This is a genomic window from Pseudomonas sp. G.S.17, from assembly GCF_038096165.1.
Lineage (GTDB): Bacteria > Pseudomonadota > Gammaproteobacteria > Pseudomonadales > Pseudomonadaceae > Aquipseudomonas.
Genome location: NZ_CP151076.1, coordinates 707944 through 724034 on the forward strand (window position 1 = coordinate 707944; position 16091 = coordinate 724034).

The window sequence follows — 16091 nt, forward strand, 5'->3', positions numbered from 1 at the left end:
TATTCACCAATTGCCTTGCGCCCCCGCATCCCCTTCTCTACAATTGCGCCCCTTGCTGTCACGGCAGGCGCTCATGTGCCTGACCCTGGGCAAGACTAACAGTGTCATTCACTCCTTGTCTGACCGCTTTTGAGGCGGCAGGCTACAACCCGTAAGGAGCATTCATGCGTCATTACGAAATCATCTTTTTGGTCCACCCGGATCAAAGCGAGCAAGTCGGCGGCATGGTTGAGCGTTATACCAAGCTGATCGAAGAAGACGGCGGCAAAATCCACCGTCTGGAAGATTGGGGCCGTCGTCAACTGGCCTATGCAATCAACAATGTTCACAAGGCTCACTACGTGATGCTGAACGTTGAATGCACCGGTAAGGCCTTGGCTGAACTGGAAGACAACTTCCGTTACAACGATGCCGTGATCCGTAACCTGGTCATCCGTCGCGACGAAGCCGTAACTGGTCAGTCCGAGATGCTCAAGGCCGAAGAAAACCGCAGCGAGCGCCGTGAGCGTCGTGACCGTCCTGAGCACTCCGACAGCGCCGATGGCGATGACGGTGACAACAGCGACGCCAGCGATAACGCTGACGAGTAATCCACGGACCTTTTGAGGAGCCAATTACATGGCACGTTTCTTCCGTCGTCGTAAATTCTGCCGCTTCACCGCTGAAGACGTGAAGGAGATCGATTACAAAGATCTCAACACTCTGAAAGCATACGTATCCGAGACCGGCAAAATCGTTCCAAGCCGTATCACTGGTACAAAAGCACGTTATCAGCGTCAGCTGGCCACCGCTATCAAGCGTGCCCGCTTCCTGGCCCTGCTGGCCTACACCGACAGCCACGGCCGCTGAGACCGGGCAGTCGACATAAGTAGTAAGGGATAGACGCATGCGCGCCATGGCTGAATTCATCATGCGCGGCCGCGTGCAGGCCACTCTCGTAGTGGTGGGTTGTGCGGCATTGCCGTTGTTGTTCTGGTTGAGTGCTGCTGCAGGTTGCCTTGTGCTCCTGCGGCGCGGGTTCAGAGACGCGTTTGGCGTCCTGGCCTGGGCTCTGCTGCCGGCCTTGGTCTGGTGGTATCTCGGTGAACCTCGCACCTTCATGGTGTTGGCAGGTTCGCTGGGGTTGGCGATGGTTCTTCGCGCCAGCGAGTCCTGGGTTCGCACGCTGCTGGCCAGCGTGGCACTGGGTCTGTTGTATGCAGTGATTCTGGGCGCGGTTTTCCGCGAACCCATCGAGGCGATGTCGCAGGAGTTGCAGAAACACCTGCCGGCGATGCTCTCGGGTCTCTACGATCAGATGTCCGTAGAAGAGCGAGCGCGCCTGGGATCATTGATTGCACCGGTCCTGAATGGCCTGATAGCGGCCTTGTTGCAAATCGTCAGTGTGCTGAGCCTGGTTATCGGGCGCTACTGGCAAGCGTTGTTGTACAACCCTGGAGGTTTCGGGCGCGAGTTTCGCGCTGTGAGACTCCCGCTGGTATCAGCGTTGATGCTGCTGGTGTGCATGCTTGTAGGGCCGAATTTCGGTTCGCAGGCGGCGATGTTGACACCGTTGTGCAGCGTACCGCTGGTATTCGCCGGGCTGGCCCTGATGCACGGGTTGGTGGCTGAAAAGCGACTGGCCAAATTCTGGCTGGTGGGGATGTACATAACGCTGCTGGTGTTCATGCAGCTGATCTATCCGTTGCTCGTGGTGTTAGCCATTGTCGACAGCCTGATTGATTTTCGCGGACGCCTGGCGTCGAAAGACGCCGGTAATGGCCCTGCGAACGGTGAAGGTTAAAAGTTAAGAGGATTTTCACATGCAACTGATCCTTCTGGAAAAAGTCGCCAACCTGGGCAACCTGGGCGACAAAGTGAATGTTAAGGCCGGTTACGGTCGTAACTATCTGCTGCCATACGGTAAAGCTACCGCCGCGACCGCTGCCAACATTGCAGCGTTCGAAGAGCGTCGTGCCGAGCTGGAAAAACTGGCTGCAGACAAAAAAGCTTCTGCCGAAACTCGCGCTGCCCAACTGGCTGAGCTGGAAGTGACTATCACTGCCACCGCCGGTGACGAAGGCAAGCTGTTCGGTTCGATCGGCACCCACGACATCGCTGATGCACTGACCGCCTCTGGCGTTGAAGTTGCAAAAAGCGAAGTTCGTCTGCCGAACGGCACTATCCGCAACGTTGGCGAATTCGACGTGGCCGTGCACCTGCACAGCGACGTAGAAGCAACCGTACGCGTTGTTGTGGTAGCTGCTTAAGCAGTACGTGATCATCTGGCGACTTGCTCGCTAGAGGATTAACATCGGGCACGACCTGTTTTCAGGTCGTGCCCTTTGTCTTTCTGTACCCTGGTTTTTTCACAACCCCTGATTCTGAGTGGTCATGAACGATATCTCCGCACCTGAGCAATACGATCTGCAAACCGCCGCCCTGAAGGTGCCGCCGCATTCCATCGAAGCCGAACAGGCTGTACTCGGTGGCTTGATGCTGGACAACAACGCCTGGGAACGCGTGCTCGATCAAGTATCGGATGGCGATTTCTACCGACATGACCACCGTTTGATCTTCCGGGCCATCGCGCGCCTGGCCGATCAGAACATGCCGATCGACGTAGTCACCCTCGCCGAACAGCTGGACAAGGAAGGTCAGACTTCCCAGGTCGGCGGGCTGGGTTACCTCAGTGAACTGGCGAAAAACATTCCGTCGGTCGCCAACATCAAGGCGTATGCCCAGATCGTTCGCGAGCGGGCGACCTTGCGGCAGCTGATCAGCATCAGCACGGAAATCGCCGACAGCGCCTTCAACCCGGAAGGCCGCAACGCCGCCGAGATTCTTGATGAGGCCGAGCGGCAGATCTTCCAGATCGCCGAAGCGCGGCCGAAGACGGGCGGGCCGGTCAGTGTTACCGACCTGTTGACCAAGGCCATCGACCGTATCGATACGCTGTTCAACACTGATAACGCCATCACTGGCCTGTCCACCGGTTACACCGACCTGGACGGCATGACCAGTGGCCTGCAGCCGTCCGACCTGGTGATCGTCGCCGGTCGACCGTCGATGGGTAAAACCACCTTCGCCATGAACCTCGTGGAAAACGCGGTGCTGCGCAGCGACAAGGCGGTGCTGGTCTACTCGCTGGAGATGCCAGGCGAATCGTTGATCATGCGTATGCTTTCGTCGCTCGGCCGCATCGACCAGACCAAGGTCCGTGCCGGTCGCCTGGAAGACGACGATTGGCCGCGCCTGACTTCGGCGGTCAATCTGCTCAATGATCGAAAGCTGTTCATCGACGATACGGCGGGCATCAGCCCTTCGGAAATGCGCGCGCGCACCCGCCGACTGGTGCGTGAGCACGGCGACATCGCGCTGATCATGATCGACTACCTGCAATTGATGCAGATTCCAGGTTCCGGTGGCGATAACCGCACCAACGAGATTTCCGAGATTTCCCGCTCGTTGAAAGCCCTGGCCAAGGAATTCAACTGCCCGGTGGTTGCGCTCTCTCAGCTCAACCGTTCCCTGGAGCAGCGCCCGAACAAACGCCCGATCAACTCCGACTTGCGCGAATCCGGAGCGATTGAGCAGGATGCCGACGTCATCATGTTCGTGTACCGGGACGAGGTGTACCACCCGGAAACCGAGCACAAGGGCATCGCCGAAATCATCATCGGCAAGCAACGTAACGGCCCCATCGGCACCACGCGCCTGGCGTTCATCGGCAAGTACACACGCTTCGAAAACCTCGCGCCGGGCAGCTACAACTTCGACGACGAGTAGTGGGAGCGTTCGGAGGTAACGACGGCCGCGAAAGCGTTGTATCAGACACATCGCAATCGCAGGCCTCGTAACCTCGTCAAGCTCCCACGGGGGCAATTTGCCGCGTGCACCCAAATCCGACCACCACCGTCGGACTTGATCAAATTTTGTGCTATATTCCGCGACCGCGATTTTTATCAACATGAATCGCCTTCCTGCACACCAACACCGGTCATCGACATGCAAGCAGCCAAGCCGTTATTTGACTATCCCAAGTACTGGGCCGAATGTTTCGGGCCAGCGCCTTTCCTGCCGATGAGCCGGGAAGAAATGGATCAACTTGGCTGGGATTCCTGCGACATCATCATCGTCACCGGTGATGCGTACGTGGATCACCCGTCTTTTGGCATGGCGATCATTGGCCGGCTGCTGGAGTCGCAAGGCTTCCGCGTCGGGATCATCGCCCAGCCCAACTGGCAGTCCAAAGACGACTTCATGAAGCTCGGCGAGCCGAATCTGTTCTTCGGCGTTGCTGCGGGCAACATGGACTCGATGATCAACCGCTACACCGCGGACAAGAAAATCCGCTCCGACGACGCTTACACCCCGGGCGGCATGGCCGGCAAGCGTCCGGATCGCGCGAGCCTGGTCTACAGCCAGCGCTGCAAGGAAGCCTACAAGCATGTGCCGATCGTGCTCGGCGGTATCGAGGCTTCGCTGCGCCGCATCGCGCACTACGACTACTGGCAGGACAAGGTTCGCAACTCGATCCTGATCGACGCCTGCGCCGACATCCTGCTCTACGGCAACGCCGAGCGGGCCATTGTCGAAGTCGCCCAGCGTCTGTCCTATGGGCACAAGATCGAAGACATCACCGATGTGCGCGGCACCGCGTTCATTCGTCGTGACACACCGAAAGACTGGTACGAAGTGGACTCCACGCGTATCGACCGTCCGGGCAAGGTCGACAAGATCATCAACCCGTACGTCAATACCCAGGACACCCAGGCCTGTGCGATCGAGCAGGAAAAGGGGCCGGTGGAAGATCCGAACGAAGCCAAGGTCGTGCAGATCCTGGCCAGCCCGCGCATGACCCGCGACAAGACTGTCATTCGTTTGCCGTCCATGGAAAAAGTCCGGGCCGACTCGGTGCTCTATGCCCACGCGAACCGCGTGTTGCACCTTGAAACCAATCCGGGCAACGCTCGCGCACTGGTTCAGAAACATGGCGAAGTCGACGTGTGGTTCAATCCGCCACCGATTCCGATGACTACTGAAGAAATGGACTACGTGTTTGGCATGCCTTACGCACGTGTCCCGCATCCTGCGTACGGCAAGGAAAAGATCCCGGCCTACGACATGATTCGCTTCTCGGTGAACATCATGCGCGGCTGCTTTGGTGGCTGTACCTTCTGCTCGATCACCGAGCACGAAGGCCGCATCATCCAGAACCGTTCCGAAGAGTCGATCATTCGCGAAATCGAAGAAATTCGCGACAAGGTTCCAGGTTTTACCGGCGTCATTTCCGACTTGGGTGGCCCGACCGCGAACATGTATCGCATCGCCTGCAAGAGCCCGGAAATCGAATCCGCGTGCCGCAAGCCGTCCTGCGTGTTCCCTGGCATCTGCCCGAACCTGAACACCGATCACTCGGCGCTGATCCAGCTGTACCGCAGCGCCCGTGCGTTGCCGGGTGTGAAGAAAATCCTGATCGCTTCCGGCCTGCGCTATGACCTTGCGGTCGAGTCGCCGGAATACGTCAAGGAGCTGGTGACCCACCACGTCGGTGGCTACCTGAAGATCGCCCCGGAACACACCGAGGAAGGTCCGCTCAACCAGATGATGAAGCCGGGCATTGGCAGCTATGACAAGTTCAAGCGCATGTTCGAGAAGTACACCAAGGAAGCGGGCAAGGAGCAGTACCTGATTCCTTACTTCATCGCGGCCCACCCGGGCACCACTGATGAAGACATGATGAACCTCGCCTTGTGGCTCAAGGGCAACGGTTTCCGCGCCGATCAGGTGCAGGCGTTCTATCCGTCGCCAATGGCGACCGCGACCGCCATGTATCACTCGGGCAAGAACCCGCTGCGCAAAGTGACCTACAAGAGCGACGCGGTGACCATCGTCAAGAGCGAGGATCAGCGTCGGCTGCACAAGGCGTTCCTGCGTTATCACGATCCGAAGGGCTGGCCGACACTGCGCGAAGCATTGATCCGCATGGGCCGTGCCGACCTGATCGGTTCGGGCAAGGATCAGCTGATTCCGGCTCATCAGCCGGCAACTGACGGCTATCAGAGCGCACGTCGCAAGAACTCAACGCCAGCCGGCAGTCATAAGGTCGCTAGCCCTAAAGCAGCCAAGACCACGCTGATCCAGACCCAGCACACCGGCCTGCCGCCGCGCGCCAGCGATGGCAGCAAGCCGTGGGACAAACGTGAAGAAGCCAAGGCGGCCGCGATGGTCCGCAACAAACAAGCGGCCAAGGATCGCGTTGACGCGGCCAAGGGCAAAGGCCCGAAACCGCCGAAGCGCAAGCCGGCTGTTCCGCGCTGATAGTGTTTGCCTGAAATGCAAAACGCCAACCTCCGGGTTGGCGTTTTGCATTTCAGCGTTCTGATTTTATGTCCTCACGGCGACAGGTCAGCAGACGCTGACAGAGAACTAAGACATTTCACACGCGCGTCTGCTCCATTCCGAAATCCACCCAGGCGATGAATCCCTATCCTCGTTTTCTTCATTGAAAGCGCGAGTGCTGTCAGCAGCCTAAGTCAGGGAGAGTCGCCGTGGTCGTCATTAGCAGCCATAACAATCCAGTGAGAACTCAGCCCGTTGCCATCAGCGCGGGTGGTAAACCTCAGCCCTCAGCATCCGCGAATGCTGAAACAACACCTACTAGCCCAACGCCTTCCGATAGCTCTGTTTCATTGTTTCGCCCGCCAGCTCGGCGCAGCTGCGGCGCGGGCGCAGACAAGGGATGCAGCGCTTGACCCGCAATTCCTTGGCCAAAAAGCGTCGCAGGTTTTAACCGAGCTATCGGGTAGCGTCGGCGGCGTGGACAGTCGCTCGTTTGAAGGTATGCCTCGGGATCAGCTTGCGCTGATTACCTATGCTGAGCACGGCGAGTTCACTGTTGAAGAGCGTGTGTCAGCCTGGCAGGAAACCGCCAGACAGGAACAGCTCTGGCGCCAGAGTGCGGCGACGCGGGCGTTGGACGAGTACAGCTCGACGGGCAAAATGACCGGATTCTGCGGCGAGGCGCTTGCTCACTTCAAGTCTCTTCCCGTTATCGAACAAGCTCAGTATCCGACCGGTTACGCGGACGATCTCTTGGGCAAAATCGACCTTGATTCAAGCGATGCGCCGGTCATCTATGCACAGGCGGCGAGCCCAATGGAGATTGTCCGAGGACTGCTGCCTGAAGCGGCGTTTGTCCGGGTGTCCAAGTCGGATGAGTCAACGACCGATGCCCGTGGCCGGCAGATAATGCTGGATCGCTTGTACGGCGGGCGTGAGCCTCCATTCATGGACGGTGCGGAAGGTATACGGTAAGAATCCAACGACCCGATCCGGATTTCATCACTGAAAATGGAGTGACGCGCCTCACTGAAAAGGGGCGAGCTCTTGGTTATACGCTGGAAGAATTTACCGGAGAGGCGGTTCGCCCGCACCTTGAACTGGTACGAGCCAAAAGCGGACTGGAGATACTACGACAATGGTCCGGCAATGAGCGCCATCCCGGAGTGTCGGGCCGGCTTGTCAGCCTATGGGAGCGGCTTGGGAAAATGTAGGCCGGGCATTCATTCTTCGTCGCCAGGCAAGGGCGCCATTCTGGAATCGCGCCTGCACAGCAGGTAACAGCATTCTGGATTCTTGCTATGCAACGATTGGCGGCGTGCAGTGAAAGTGCGTACGTATTGGATTTTCGCTCCCACCGGATCCGTACAGACTGTGTGAAAACTACTGCGCTCGGCAATACTGCGTTAAAAACAGGCGGAAAATGCTCATTTAGAACACCTAGACTCCGCTTTTCCGCCTGTTTTTGCCTTGTCTTGCCTTCGCTCGTGACGTTTTCACACAGTCTGCGTAGGACCGGATTTATCCGGGAGGGCGTCTGGGCGGACGTCAGATCCGCTACGCCTGGCAAAGTTTTCGCGAATGAATTCGCTCCTACGGGGCGCTCCCGGTCTGGCACACTTGAAAAATTCACTCCGCCCGCTCTTTTTCTGTGCAACGCTTGCACCGCAGGGCAGGGTGAGCGCTTTAATGGTGCTTTGGTCTGCCGTTGTCTCGCGCAACCGCCGTATTTGCCCGGATGGCATAAGTCTTGCGCGGTTGCATTACCGTCCAGGCTCGCAGGAGGCACGCCGTGTCGATTCATATTGCCTTGCACCACGTCACGCATTACCGCTACGACCGAGCGGTGGAACTGGGGCCGCAGATTGTTCGCCTGCGTCCGGCAGCTCATAGCCGCACCCGGGTTTTGTCCTATTCCCTGAAAGTCTTGCCTGAAAACCACTTCATCAACTGGCAGCAAGACCCCCAAGGCAACTATCTGGCGCGTCTGGTTTTCCCGGAGAAGACCAGCGAGTTGCGGGTTGAAGTCGATCTGGTCGCCGAAATGGCGGTGTTCAACCCGTTCGACTTTTTCCTTGAGCCCTACGCCGAGAAGATTCCGTTCTTCTATGCCAGCGACGAGCAGCGCGAACTTGCGCCCTATCTGGAAACGCTGCCGCTGACGCCGAGGTTTGCCGCGTATCTGGCGAGCATCGACCGCACGCCTTTGCCCGCCATCGACTTTCTGGTGGGCCTGAACCAGCGCCTGAGCCAGGACATCGATTACCTGATTCGCATGGAGCCCGGCGTGCAAACCCCGGAGTTCACCCTTGAGAACGCGTCCGGCTCCTGCCGCGACTCGGCGTGGTTGCTGGTGCAGCTGCTGCGTCATCTGGGGATGGCGGCGCGTTTCGTCTCGGGTTACCTGATCCAGCTCAAGGCCGACGTCGAAGCCCTCGACGGGCCGTCCGGCACCGATGTGGACTTCACTGATCTGCACGCCTGGTGCGAGGTGTATCTGCCCGGCGCCGGTTGGGTCGGGCTGGATGCTACGTCCGGGCTGTTTGCCGGTGAAGGCCATATTCCGTTGGCGTGCAGCCCGGAGCCTTCTTCCGCCGCGCCGATCAGCGGCTTGGTCGAACCGTGCGAAACCGAGTTCATGCACGAAATGTCCGTGGAGCGCATCTGGGAAGCGCCGCGCGTCACCAAGCCCTATAGCGAAGAGCAATGGCTGGCGATTCAGGCCCTCGGGCGGCAGATCGACAGCGATCTGGTTCGCGAGGATGTGCGCCTGACCATGGGCGGCGAGCCGACGTTCGTGTCCATCGATGACCGCGACGGTGATGAATGGAACACCGCGGCGCTGGGTCCGAAAAAACGCGAGCTGTCCGCCGAGCTGTTCCAGCGCATGCGCAAACATTACGCACCGCTGGGCATCGTGCATTTTGGCCAAGGCAAATGGTATCCGGGCGAGCAACTGCCGCGCTGGTCGCTGAACTGTTTCTGGCGCAAGGACGGTGAACCGGTCTGGCACAACAACGCCTTGATCGCCGATGAAAGCCAGGATTATGGCGCGACCGGTGAACTGGCGGGCCGCTTCCTGGCCAGCGTCGCCGAACGCCTGAAGCTGCCGGAACGCTTTGTGTTCCCGGCCTACGAAGACAATTTCTATTACCTGTGGCGCGAAGGTGCGCTGCCGGTCAACGTCAGCGCCGAGGATTCCCGGCTCGGCGACGAGCTGGAGCGCGCGCGGCTGCGCAAAGTCTTTGCCCAAGGCCTGGACAAGATCATTGGCCAGGTGCTGCCACTCGCGCGCAATGCTGCCGGGGACCGCTGGCAGAGCGGTCGCTGGTACCTGCGCGACAACCATTGCCGCTTGGTGCCGGGTGATTCGGCGCTGGGCTATCGTCTGCCGCTGGCGTCCCAACCGTGGGTCAAGGCGGCGGAATATCCGTTTATTCATCCCACTGATCACAATCAGGACTTCCCTGAGTTGCCGGACAGCGCACAGGTCCAGTCGCAACTCAGCGGCCTGATCGAGCAGCCGGACGCCAATGCTGAACGCATGCCGAAGATCGACGAGTCCGCCGATTGGTTGACCCGCACCGCGCTGTGCGCCGAGGCGCGGGACGGCCGACTGTACGTGTTCATGCCGCCGCTGGAGAAACTTGAGGATTATCTGGAGCTGGTCGCCGCTGTCGAAGCCAGTGCTGAAGAGCTGCGTTGCCCAGTATTGCTTGAAGGCTACGAGCCGCCCAGCGATCCGCGGCTGGCCAATTTCCGCATCACGCCGGATCCGGGCGTCATCGAAGTCAACGTGCAGCCGTCCGCCACCTGGGACGAGCTGGTCGAGCGCACCGAGTTTCTCTACGAGCAAGCGCGCCTGACGCGCCTGACCACCGAGAAATTCATGATCGACGGGCGTCACACCGGCACCGGTGGCGGCAACCACTTCGTCATGGGCGGCGCCACGCCAGCCGATTCGCCGTTCCTGCGGCGCCCGGATGTGCTGCGTAGCCTGCTCAGTTACTGGCATAACCATCCATCGTTGTCGTACCTGTTTTCCGGGCTGTTCATTGGCCCGACGTCCCAGGCGCCACGGGTCGACGAAGCGCGTAACGATTCGCTGTACGAGATGGAAATCGCCTTCGCGCAGATGCCGAAACCGGGCGAGGAAGTCGCGCCGTGGCTGGTGGATCGCCTGCTGCGTAACCTGCTGATCGATGTCACCGGCAACACGCACCGCGCCGAATTCTGCGTCGACAAACTGTATTCCCCCGATGGCGCAACCGGCCGACTGGGATTGCTGGAACTGCGTGCCTTCGAAATGCCGCCCCACGCGCGCATGAGTCTGGCTCAGCAACTGCTGTTGCGCGCCCTGGTCGCGCGTTTCTGGCGCGAGCCTTACGCGCCGGCCAAGCTGGCGCGTTGGGGTACGCAGCTGCATGATCGCTTCATGCTGCCGCACTTCATCGAGCAGGATTTTGCCGACGTCATCGTCGAGCTGAACAGCGCAGGTTATCCGTTGCGGGCCGAATGGTTCGCCGCGCATCTGGAGTTCCGCTTCCCGAAAGTCGGCGACTACGCGGTAAGCGGCATCGAACTGGAACTGCGTCAGGCGCTGGAGCCTTGGCATGTACTGGGTGAAGAGGGCGCGGCGGGCGGCGCGGTGCGCTATGTGGATTCGTCCCTTGAACGCTTGCAGGTGAAAATCAACGGCCTGCCGCCGCAGCGTTATCTGCTGACCTGCAATGGCATTCCGGTGCCGTTGCAGCCGACCGGTCGCGTCGGTGAGTTCGTCGCTGGCGTGCGTTATCGCGCCTGGCAGCCCGCCAATTGCCTGCAACCGACGATTCCTGTGCATGCGCCGCTGGTTTTCGACCTGGTCGATACATGGATGCAGCGCTCACTGGGCGGCTGCGAGTATCATGTCGCGCATCCTGGTGGTCGCAACTACGAAACCTTGCCGGTCAACGCCAACGAAGCGGAAAGCCGGCGCCTGGCGCGATTCTTCAGGATCGGCCACACCCCCGGCAAACTGGAAGTGCCGCTGCTGACCATCAATGACGAATTGCCCATGACGCTGGATATGCGTCTGCACTAAAAAGTGTTAATGCCCGCGCGGTAACCTGCCGATGACTTAGTCGTCGGCATGTTGCGTGCCTGCACTAATCTGAATTCTTTAGTCTCTGCCGAGCCTTCCATGCCTGATTTGCTTGACCGCTACCCGCTTTCTGCGGGTACTTATCATGAAATGCTTGAGCCCGACGGGGCCGTGCGCCCGCACTGGCAGCGTTTATATGAGCATCTGCAACGCAGCACTCCGGCGCAACTGGTCCAGCGTCAGGCGCTGCTGGCTCGGCAAATTCAGGAAAACGGCGTTACCTACAACGTCTACGCCGATCCCAAGGGCGCGGACCGGCCGTGGGAGTTGGACCTGCTGCCGCATCTGATTCCCGCTGATGAATGGCAGCACGTCGCCGCCGGCATTGCCCAGCGTGCGCGACTGCTCAATGCGGTGCTGGCTGACCTTTATGGCCCGCAAACCCTGATCGCCAACGGCCTGCTGCCCGCCGAACTGGTGTTCGGCCACAACAATTTTCTCTGGCCGTGTCAGGGCGTTCTGCCGCCGGAAGGCATCTTTCTGCACATGTACGCTGTGGATCTGGCGCGCACGCCGGATGGCCGTTGGTGGGTAACCGCCGACCGCACCCAAGCGCCTTCGGGTGCGGGCTATGCACTGGAAAACCGCCAGATCGTTTCCAGGGCGTTCCCGGAAACCTACCGCGACTTGCAGGTTCAGCACCTTTCGGGATTTTTCCGCGCCTTGCAGGACACCCTTGCCCGGCAGGCGCCGTCCAGCAGCGAAGCGCCGCTGGTCGTGGTGCTGACGCCCGGCCGTTTCAACGAAAGCTATTTCGAACATTTGTATCTGGCGCGCCAACTGGGTTATCCGCTGGTAGAAGGCGGCGACCTCACGGTGCGCGATGCCACGGTTTACCTGAAAACCCTGAGCGGTTTGCGTCGCGTTCACGCGATCATGCGCCGCCTGGACGATGACTTCTGCGATCCGCTGGAACTGCGCACCGATTCGGCGCTGGGCGTGCCCGGCTTGCTGGAGGCGGTTCGTCAGGGCCGGGTATTGGTGGCCAACGCACTGGGCAGCGGCGTGCTGGAATCGCCGGGGCTGTTGGGTTTCCTGCCGAAAATCTGTCAGCACCTGTTTGGCGAAGAACTGATTTTGCCTTCAGTGGCGACCTGGTGGTGCGGCGAGCCGCCGGTGCTGGCTCAGGCGCTGGAAAAAATGTCCGAGCTGTTGATCAAGCCGGCATTTCCTTCACAAAGCTTTGCGCCGGTGTTCGGTCGCGATCTGACTGAAGAACAGCGCTCGGCCCTCGCGCTGCGTATGCAGGCGCGACCTTATGCTTACGTGGCGCAGGAATTGGCCCAGCTGTCCCACGCGCCGATCTGGCAGCCGGATGGCGAACACCTGCAACCGCGCGCCATCGGCATGCGCGTCTACGCCGTGGCCAGCGCCGATGGCTATCGCGTGCTGCCGGGCGGCCTGACCCGTGTCGCGGCCGAAGCCGACGCCGATGTGGTGTCGATGCAACGGGGTGGCGCCAGCAAGGACACTTGGGTGCTGGGCGATCGCTCCAACGGCGGCGAACCCTGGAAAAGCCAGCGCACCCTTGGCGTGCATGACCTGATTCGCCGCGATCCGTATCTGCCGTCGCGGGTCGTGGAAAACCTGTTCTGGTTCGGCCGCTATTGCGAGCGCTGTGATGACAGCGCGCGATTGCTGCGCATCATCCTCGCGCGTTATATCGACGGCGACGATCCGGTCGCCCTTGAGGCCGCTGTGGCGCTGGGTGAAAGCCTCGGCCTGCTGCCCGACGAAGAAGAGGGCGGCGAACTGCACGAACGCTTGCTGGCCGCCTTGCTGGGCGATGACTGGCCATTCAGCCTGCGTTCCAACCTGCAACGCTTGCAGTGGGCCGCTTCGCAAGTGCGCGGCAAGCTTTCCCGGGAAAACTGGCAGGCGCTGGTCGAGCTGCAACGCGAAGCCATGAGCCTGGAAAGCGAGGAGCCGGATTTAGGCGAGTTGCTCGATTTCCTCAACCGGCTGGTGATGTCCCTGGCGGCGCTGTCTGGCTTTGCGCTGGATGACATGACCCGTGATGAAGGCTGGCGCTTCCTGATGATGGGCCGGCGGATCGAGCGCTTGAAGTTCCTCAGCAATAGCCTGGCGGCGTTCCTGCGCGGTGTCGCGGTGTCCGATCAGGCCGGGCTGGAATGGTTGCTGGAGCTGGGTAACAGCAGCATCACCTATCGGTCGCGCTATCTGGCCGTGCCGCAGTTGATTCCGGTGCTCGACCTGTTGCTGCTCGACGACCAGAACCCCCACGCCGTGTTGTTCCAGCTCAAGCTGGTCTCGCGCTCATTGAATCGTTTGAACGAAGACTTCGGCGCGCCACGGGATGCGAGCCTTGGGACCCTGGTGCGGCGTCTGTCGAGTTTTGATCTCGGCACGCTGGAGAATCCACTGTTCGGCGAAAGCAGTGTGGATGCGGTACTTGAAGGGCTGGCCGATCTGCTGCTAAGCATTGGCGAGGCCAGCGGGCAAGTGTCGGATCGACTGGCCTTGCGCCATTTCGCCCATGTCGATGATGTCAGCCAGCGCACGGTGTCCGTCTGATGAGCGCCCATTACCAGATCCTCCACGATACGCATTACAAGTACGACAGCCCGGTTTCTCTGGCTCAGCAGCTTGCGCATCTATGGCCGCGCCGCAGCCCTTGGCAGCGCTGCACTGAACAGCAATTGCTGATCAGCCCGATCCCTACGGTCCGTCGCGACGAACTCGATGTGTTCGGCAATCCGCTGACCCGCCTGGCGTTCGAACGGCCGCATGATGAGTTGCAAGTCAACGCGCGCCTGCGCGTGGAAGTACTGAAGCGACCGCATCTGGATTTCCAGCAGTCGCCCGCCTGGGACCTGACCCGCAACGGCATGACCTACAACGCCAAGCCGATGTCGGCGGACATTCTTGAAGCCTGTCGTTATCGCTTCGAGTCGCCTTACGTGCACCTCAAGCAATCGTTCGCGGACTTCTCCGCCGTGTGTTTCCCGCTGGGCGCGCCGTTGATGCTGTGCGTGCAAGCCTTGATGGAGAAGATCTTCCGCGAATTCACCTTCGACGACGAAGCCACGCAAGTCGCGACGCCACTGGTGGAAGTGCTGGAAAGCCGTCGCGGCGTCTGTCAGGACTTCGCTCACCTGATGCTCGCGTGTCTGCGTTCGCGCGGGTTGTCGGCGCGTTATGTGAGTGGTTACTTGCTGACCCAGCCACCGCCGGGCCAGCCACGCTTGATCGGCGCGGATGCGTCCCACGCGTGGGTGTCGGTGTTTTGTCCGGTGCTGGGCTGGGTCGATTTCGATCCGACCAACAACGTACAGCCAGCGCTGGAGCACATCAGTCTGGCGTGGGGGAGGGATTTTTCCGATGTGTCGCCGTTGCGCGGGGTCATTCTGGGCGGCGGCGTCCATGACCCGGAAGTGCGGGTGACGGTGATGCCAATCAGCGGTTGAGGTCAGGCGGGGAAGTGGGGCGCCTGGGTCTGCCGCGTTGGCGGCAGACTTGGGCCTGGCGTGTTCGAATGAACATGCCTGCGATGATCAGTTGGCGGGCTTGTCTTCAGCAGCGGTCGGCTCGGCCTCCGGCGCTTCGTCGGCAGGCTCCTGGCCTTCAACGGTTTCGCCTTCAGCGCCAGTTTCGGCCAGAGCAGCGTTCTTCTTCTGCAGCTTTTCCTCTTTCTTCTGCTCTTTTGCCAGATCTCTCTGACGTTTGGCGAAGGAATAGTTAGGTTTAGCCATGGGCGATCCTCTGTTTAGGCGGGAAATGCCGCCATTCTGCCTGAGAACGTCAGCCGGCACACGGCGTTGTGCACCCGGCGGTCCAAAGTGCGCCGCCAGCGGGGCCATAAATCGTGTTTTTTCGCCGTTTAAAGCAACTCGGCAGGGGAGCGCGCGGTGCAGCCGCCACTGGCGCCACACGCATAAGCGGCGAAGACACTACAAAACAGACTCGAAAGTAGCATGGCAATTTGCTCCTGCAAAAGTAACGATGAGGCATGCTCGCTCGTTTTACAGAGCCTGACTGTTAGATTGTCTCGATGAGCCCGATAGATGGCGTCTGGACATGAGCTGCGCCTGACGCAGGTCATTGGAACTCGCTGCTATATAAGGCAATCTTTACAGAAATATACAGAACACCTGCCTTGGAGATTCCCCATGATTCGCAAGCTTGTTGCTGCCTCGCTGTTGACCCTGGTTAGTGGCCATTTATTGGCAGCTGAATGCAGCGTTACCGTCGACTCTACCGATCAGATGTCCTTCAACACCAAAGCCATTGAAATCGACAAAAGCTGCAAGACCTTCACCGTCAACCTCGAACACTCCGGCAGCTTGCCGAAAGCCGTCATGGGCCATAACTGGGTGTTGAGCAAAGAAGCTGACGCGCAGCCAATTGCCACCGATGGCCTGAGCGCTGGCATCGACAAGAATTACCTGAAGGAAGGCGACGCTCGCGTGATCGCTCACACCAAAGTGATCGGCGCTGGCGAAAAAGACTCGGTGACCTTCGACGTATCCAAGCTCGACGCGGCTGAGAAGTACCAGTTCTTCTGCTCGTTCCCAGGCCACATCAGCATGATGAAAGGTTCTGTGACGCTTAAGTAATCGTGTCAGGAACGAAAAACCCGGCAATTGCCGGGTTTTTTGCGATC

General features: G+C 59.8%; 12 protein-coding genes. 11 read left to right on the plus strand and 1 reads right to left on the minus strand.

What is annotated here, in order from left to right; all coding sequences use genetic code 11:
- Positions 1-164: 164 nt before the first annotated feature.
- The 10 genes from rpsF to AABC73_RS03235 all read left to right on the plus strand — a co-directional run bounded on the left by rpsF (position 165) and on the right by AABC73_RS03235 (position 14895).
- Positions 165-590: a 30S ribosomal protein S6 gene (gene rpsF, locus AABC73_RS03190; protein ID WP_020293663.1), complete on the plus strand. Its 426-nt coding sequence runs from the start codon at positions 165-167 to the stop codon at positions 588-590.
- Between the two features lie 28 nt (positions 591-618).
- Positions 619-849, plus strand: coding sequence for a 30S ribosomal protein S18 (rpsR, locus tag AABC73_RS03195; protein WP_002551829.1), 231 nt, complete (start codon positions 619-621; stop codon positions 847-849).
- 37 nt (positions 850-886) lie between these two features.
- The gene (locus AABC73_RS03200) at positions 887-1783 is read left to right on the plus strand and encodes a hypothetical protein (protein ID WP_331149122.1); all 897 of its coding nucleotides are present in this window, start codon (positions 887-889) and stop codon (positions 1781-1783) included.
- Between the two features lie 19 nt (positions 1784-1802).
- Complete coding sequence (gene rplI, locus AABC73_RS03205) at positions 1803-2249, plus strand: 50S ribosomal protein L9 (protein ID WP_020293665.1); 447 nt, start codon at positions 1803-1805, stop codon at positions 2247-2249.
- Positions 2250-2373: 124 nt separating this feature from the next.
- A complete protein-coding gene (dnaB, locus tag AABC73_RS03210; protein WP_020293666.1) occupies positions 2374-3768 on the plus strand; it encodes a replicative DNA helicase in 1395 nt (464 codons plus the stop codon).
- Between the two features lie 219 nt (positions 3769-3987).
- Positions 3988-6303 carry a YgiQ family radical SAM protein gene (locus AABC73_RS03215; RefSeq protein WP_341522431.1) on the plus strand — a complete coding sequence of 772 codons (2316 nt, stop codon included), beginning with the start codon at positions 3988-3990 and terminating at the stop codon, positions 6301-6303.
- 321 nt (positions 6304-6624) lie between these two features.
- On the plus strand, positions 6625-7299 hold the full coding sequence (locus AABC73_RS03220; RefSeq protein ID WP_341522432.1) for a hypothetical protein: 675 nt from the start codon (positions 6625-6627) through the stop codon (positions 7297-7299).
- An 817-nt stretch (positions 7300-8116) separates the two neighbouring features.
- On the plus strand, positions 8117-11407 hold the full coding sequence (locus AABC73_RS03225; protein ID WP_341522433.1) for a transglutaminase family protein: 3291 nt from the start codon (positions 8117-8119) through the stop codon (positions 11405-11407).
- 99 nt (positions 11408-11506) lie between these two features.
- Positions 11507-14002 carry a circularly permuted type 2 ATP-grasp protein gene (locus AABC73_RS03230; protein ID WP_341522434.1) on the plus strand — a complete coding sequence of 832 codons (2496 nt, stop codon included), beginning with the start codon at positions 11507-11509 and terminating at the stop codon, positions 14000-14002.
- Positions 14002-14895: a transglutaminase family protein gene (locus AABC73_RS03235; protein WP_341522435.1), complete on the plus strand. Its 894-nt coding sequence runs from the start codon at positions 14002-14004 to the stop codon at positions 14893-14895. The genes AABC73_RS03230 and AABC73_RS03235 overlap by 1 nt, the downstream gene beginning before the upstream one ends.
- 87 nt (positions 14896-14982) lie before the next feature.
- Here AABC73_RS03235 and AABC73_RS03240 read toward each other — a convergent pair whose 3' ends face one another.
- Complete coding sequence (locus AABC73_RS03240) at positions 14983-15180, minus strand: hypothetical protein (protein WP_341522436.1); 198 nt, start codon at positions 15178-15180, stop codon at positions 14983-14985.
- 417 nt (positions 15181-15597) lie between these two features.
- Between AABC73_RS03240 and azu the strand changes: the two genes are divergently transcribed.
- Positions 15598-16044, plus strand: coding sequence for an azurin (gene azu / locus AABC73_RS03245; protein ID WP_065833870.1), 447 nt, complete (start codon positions 15598-15600; stop codon positions 16042-16044).
- Positions 16045-16091: the final 47 nt, after the last annotated feature.

Excerpts from the sequence above, each read along its gene's own strand:
- AABC73_RS03235 (WP_341522435.1), top strand. The coding sequence starts at position 14,002 with ATGAGCGCCCATTACCAGATCCTCCACGATACGCATTACAAGTACGAC.
- AABC73_RS03200 (WP_331149122.1), top strand. The coding sequence starts at position 887 with ATGCGCGCCATGGCTGAATTCATCATGCGCGGCCGCGTGCAGGCCACT.
- dnaB (WP_020293666.1), top strand. The coding sequence starts at position 2,374 with ATGAACGATATCTCCGCACCTGAGCAATACGATCTGCAAACCGCCGCC.
- AABC73_RS03230 (WP_341522434.1), top strand. The coding sequence starts at position 11,507 with ATGCCTGATTTGCTTGACCGCTACCCGCTTTCTGCGGGTACTTATCAT.
- AABC73_RS03240 (WP_341522436.1), bottom strand. The coding sequence starts at position 15,180 with ATGGCTAAACCTAACTATTCCTTCGCCAAACGTCAGAGAGATCTGGCA.
- AABC73_RS03215 (WP_341522431.1), top strand. The coding sequence starts at position 3,988 with ATGCAAGCAGCCAAGCCGTTATTTGACTATCCCAAGTACTGGGCCGAA.
- rplI (WP_020293665.1), top strand. The coding sequence starts at position 1,803 with ATGCAACTGATCCTTCTGGAAAAAGTCGCCAACCTGGGCAACCTGGGC.
- rpsR (WP_002551829.1), top strand. The coding sequence starts at position 619 with ATGGCACGTTTCTTCCGTCGTCGTAAATTCTGCCGCTTCACCGCTGAA.
- AABC73_RS03220 (WP_341522432.1), top strand. The coding sequence starts at position 6,625 with ATGCTGAAACAACACCTACTAGCCCAACGCCTTCCGATAGCTCTGTTT.
- rpsF (WP_020293663.1), top strand. The coding sequence starts at position 165 with ATGCGTCATTACGAAATCATCTTTTTGGTCCACCCGGATCAAAGCGAG.
- azu (WP_065833870.1), top strand. The coding sequence starts at position 15,598 with ATGATTCGCAAGCTTGTTGCTGCCTCGCTGTTGACCCTGGTTAGTGGC.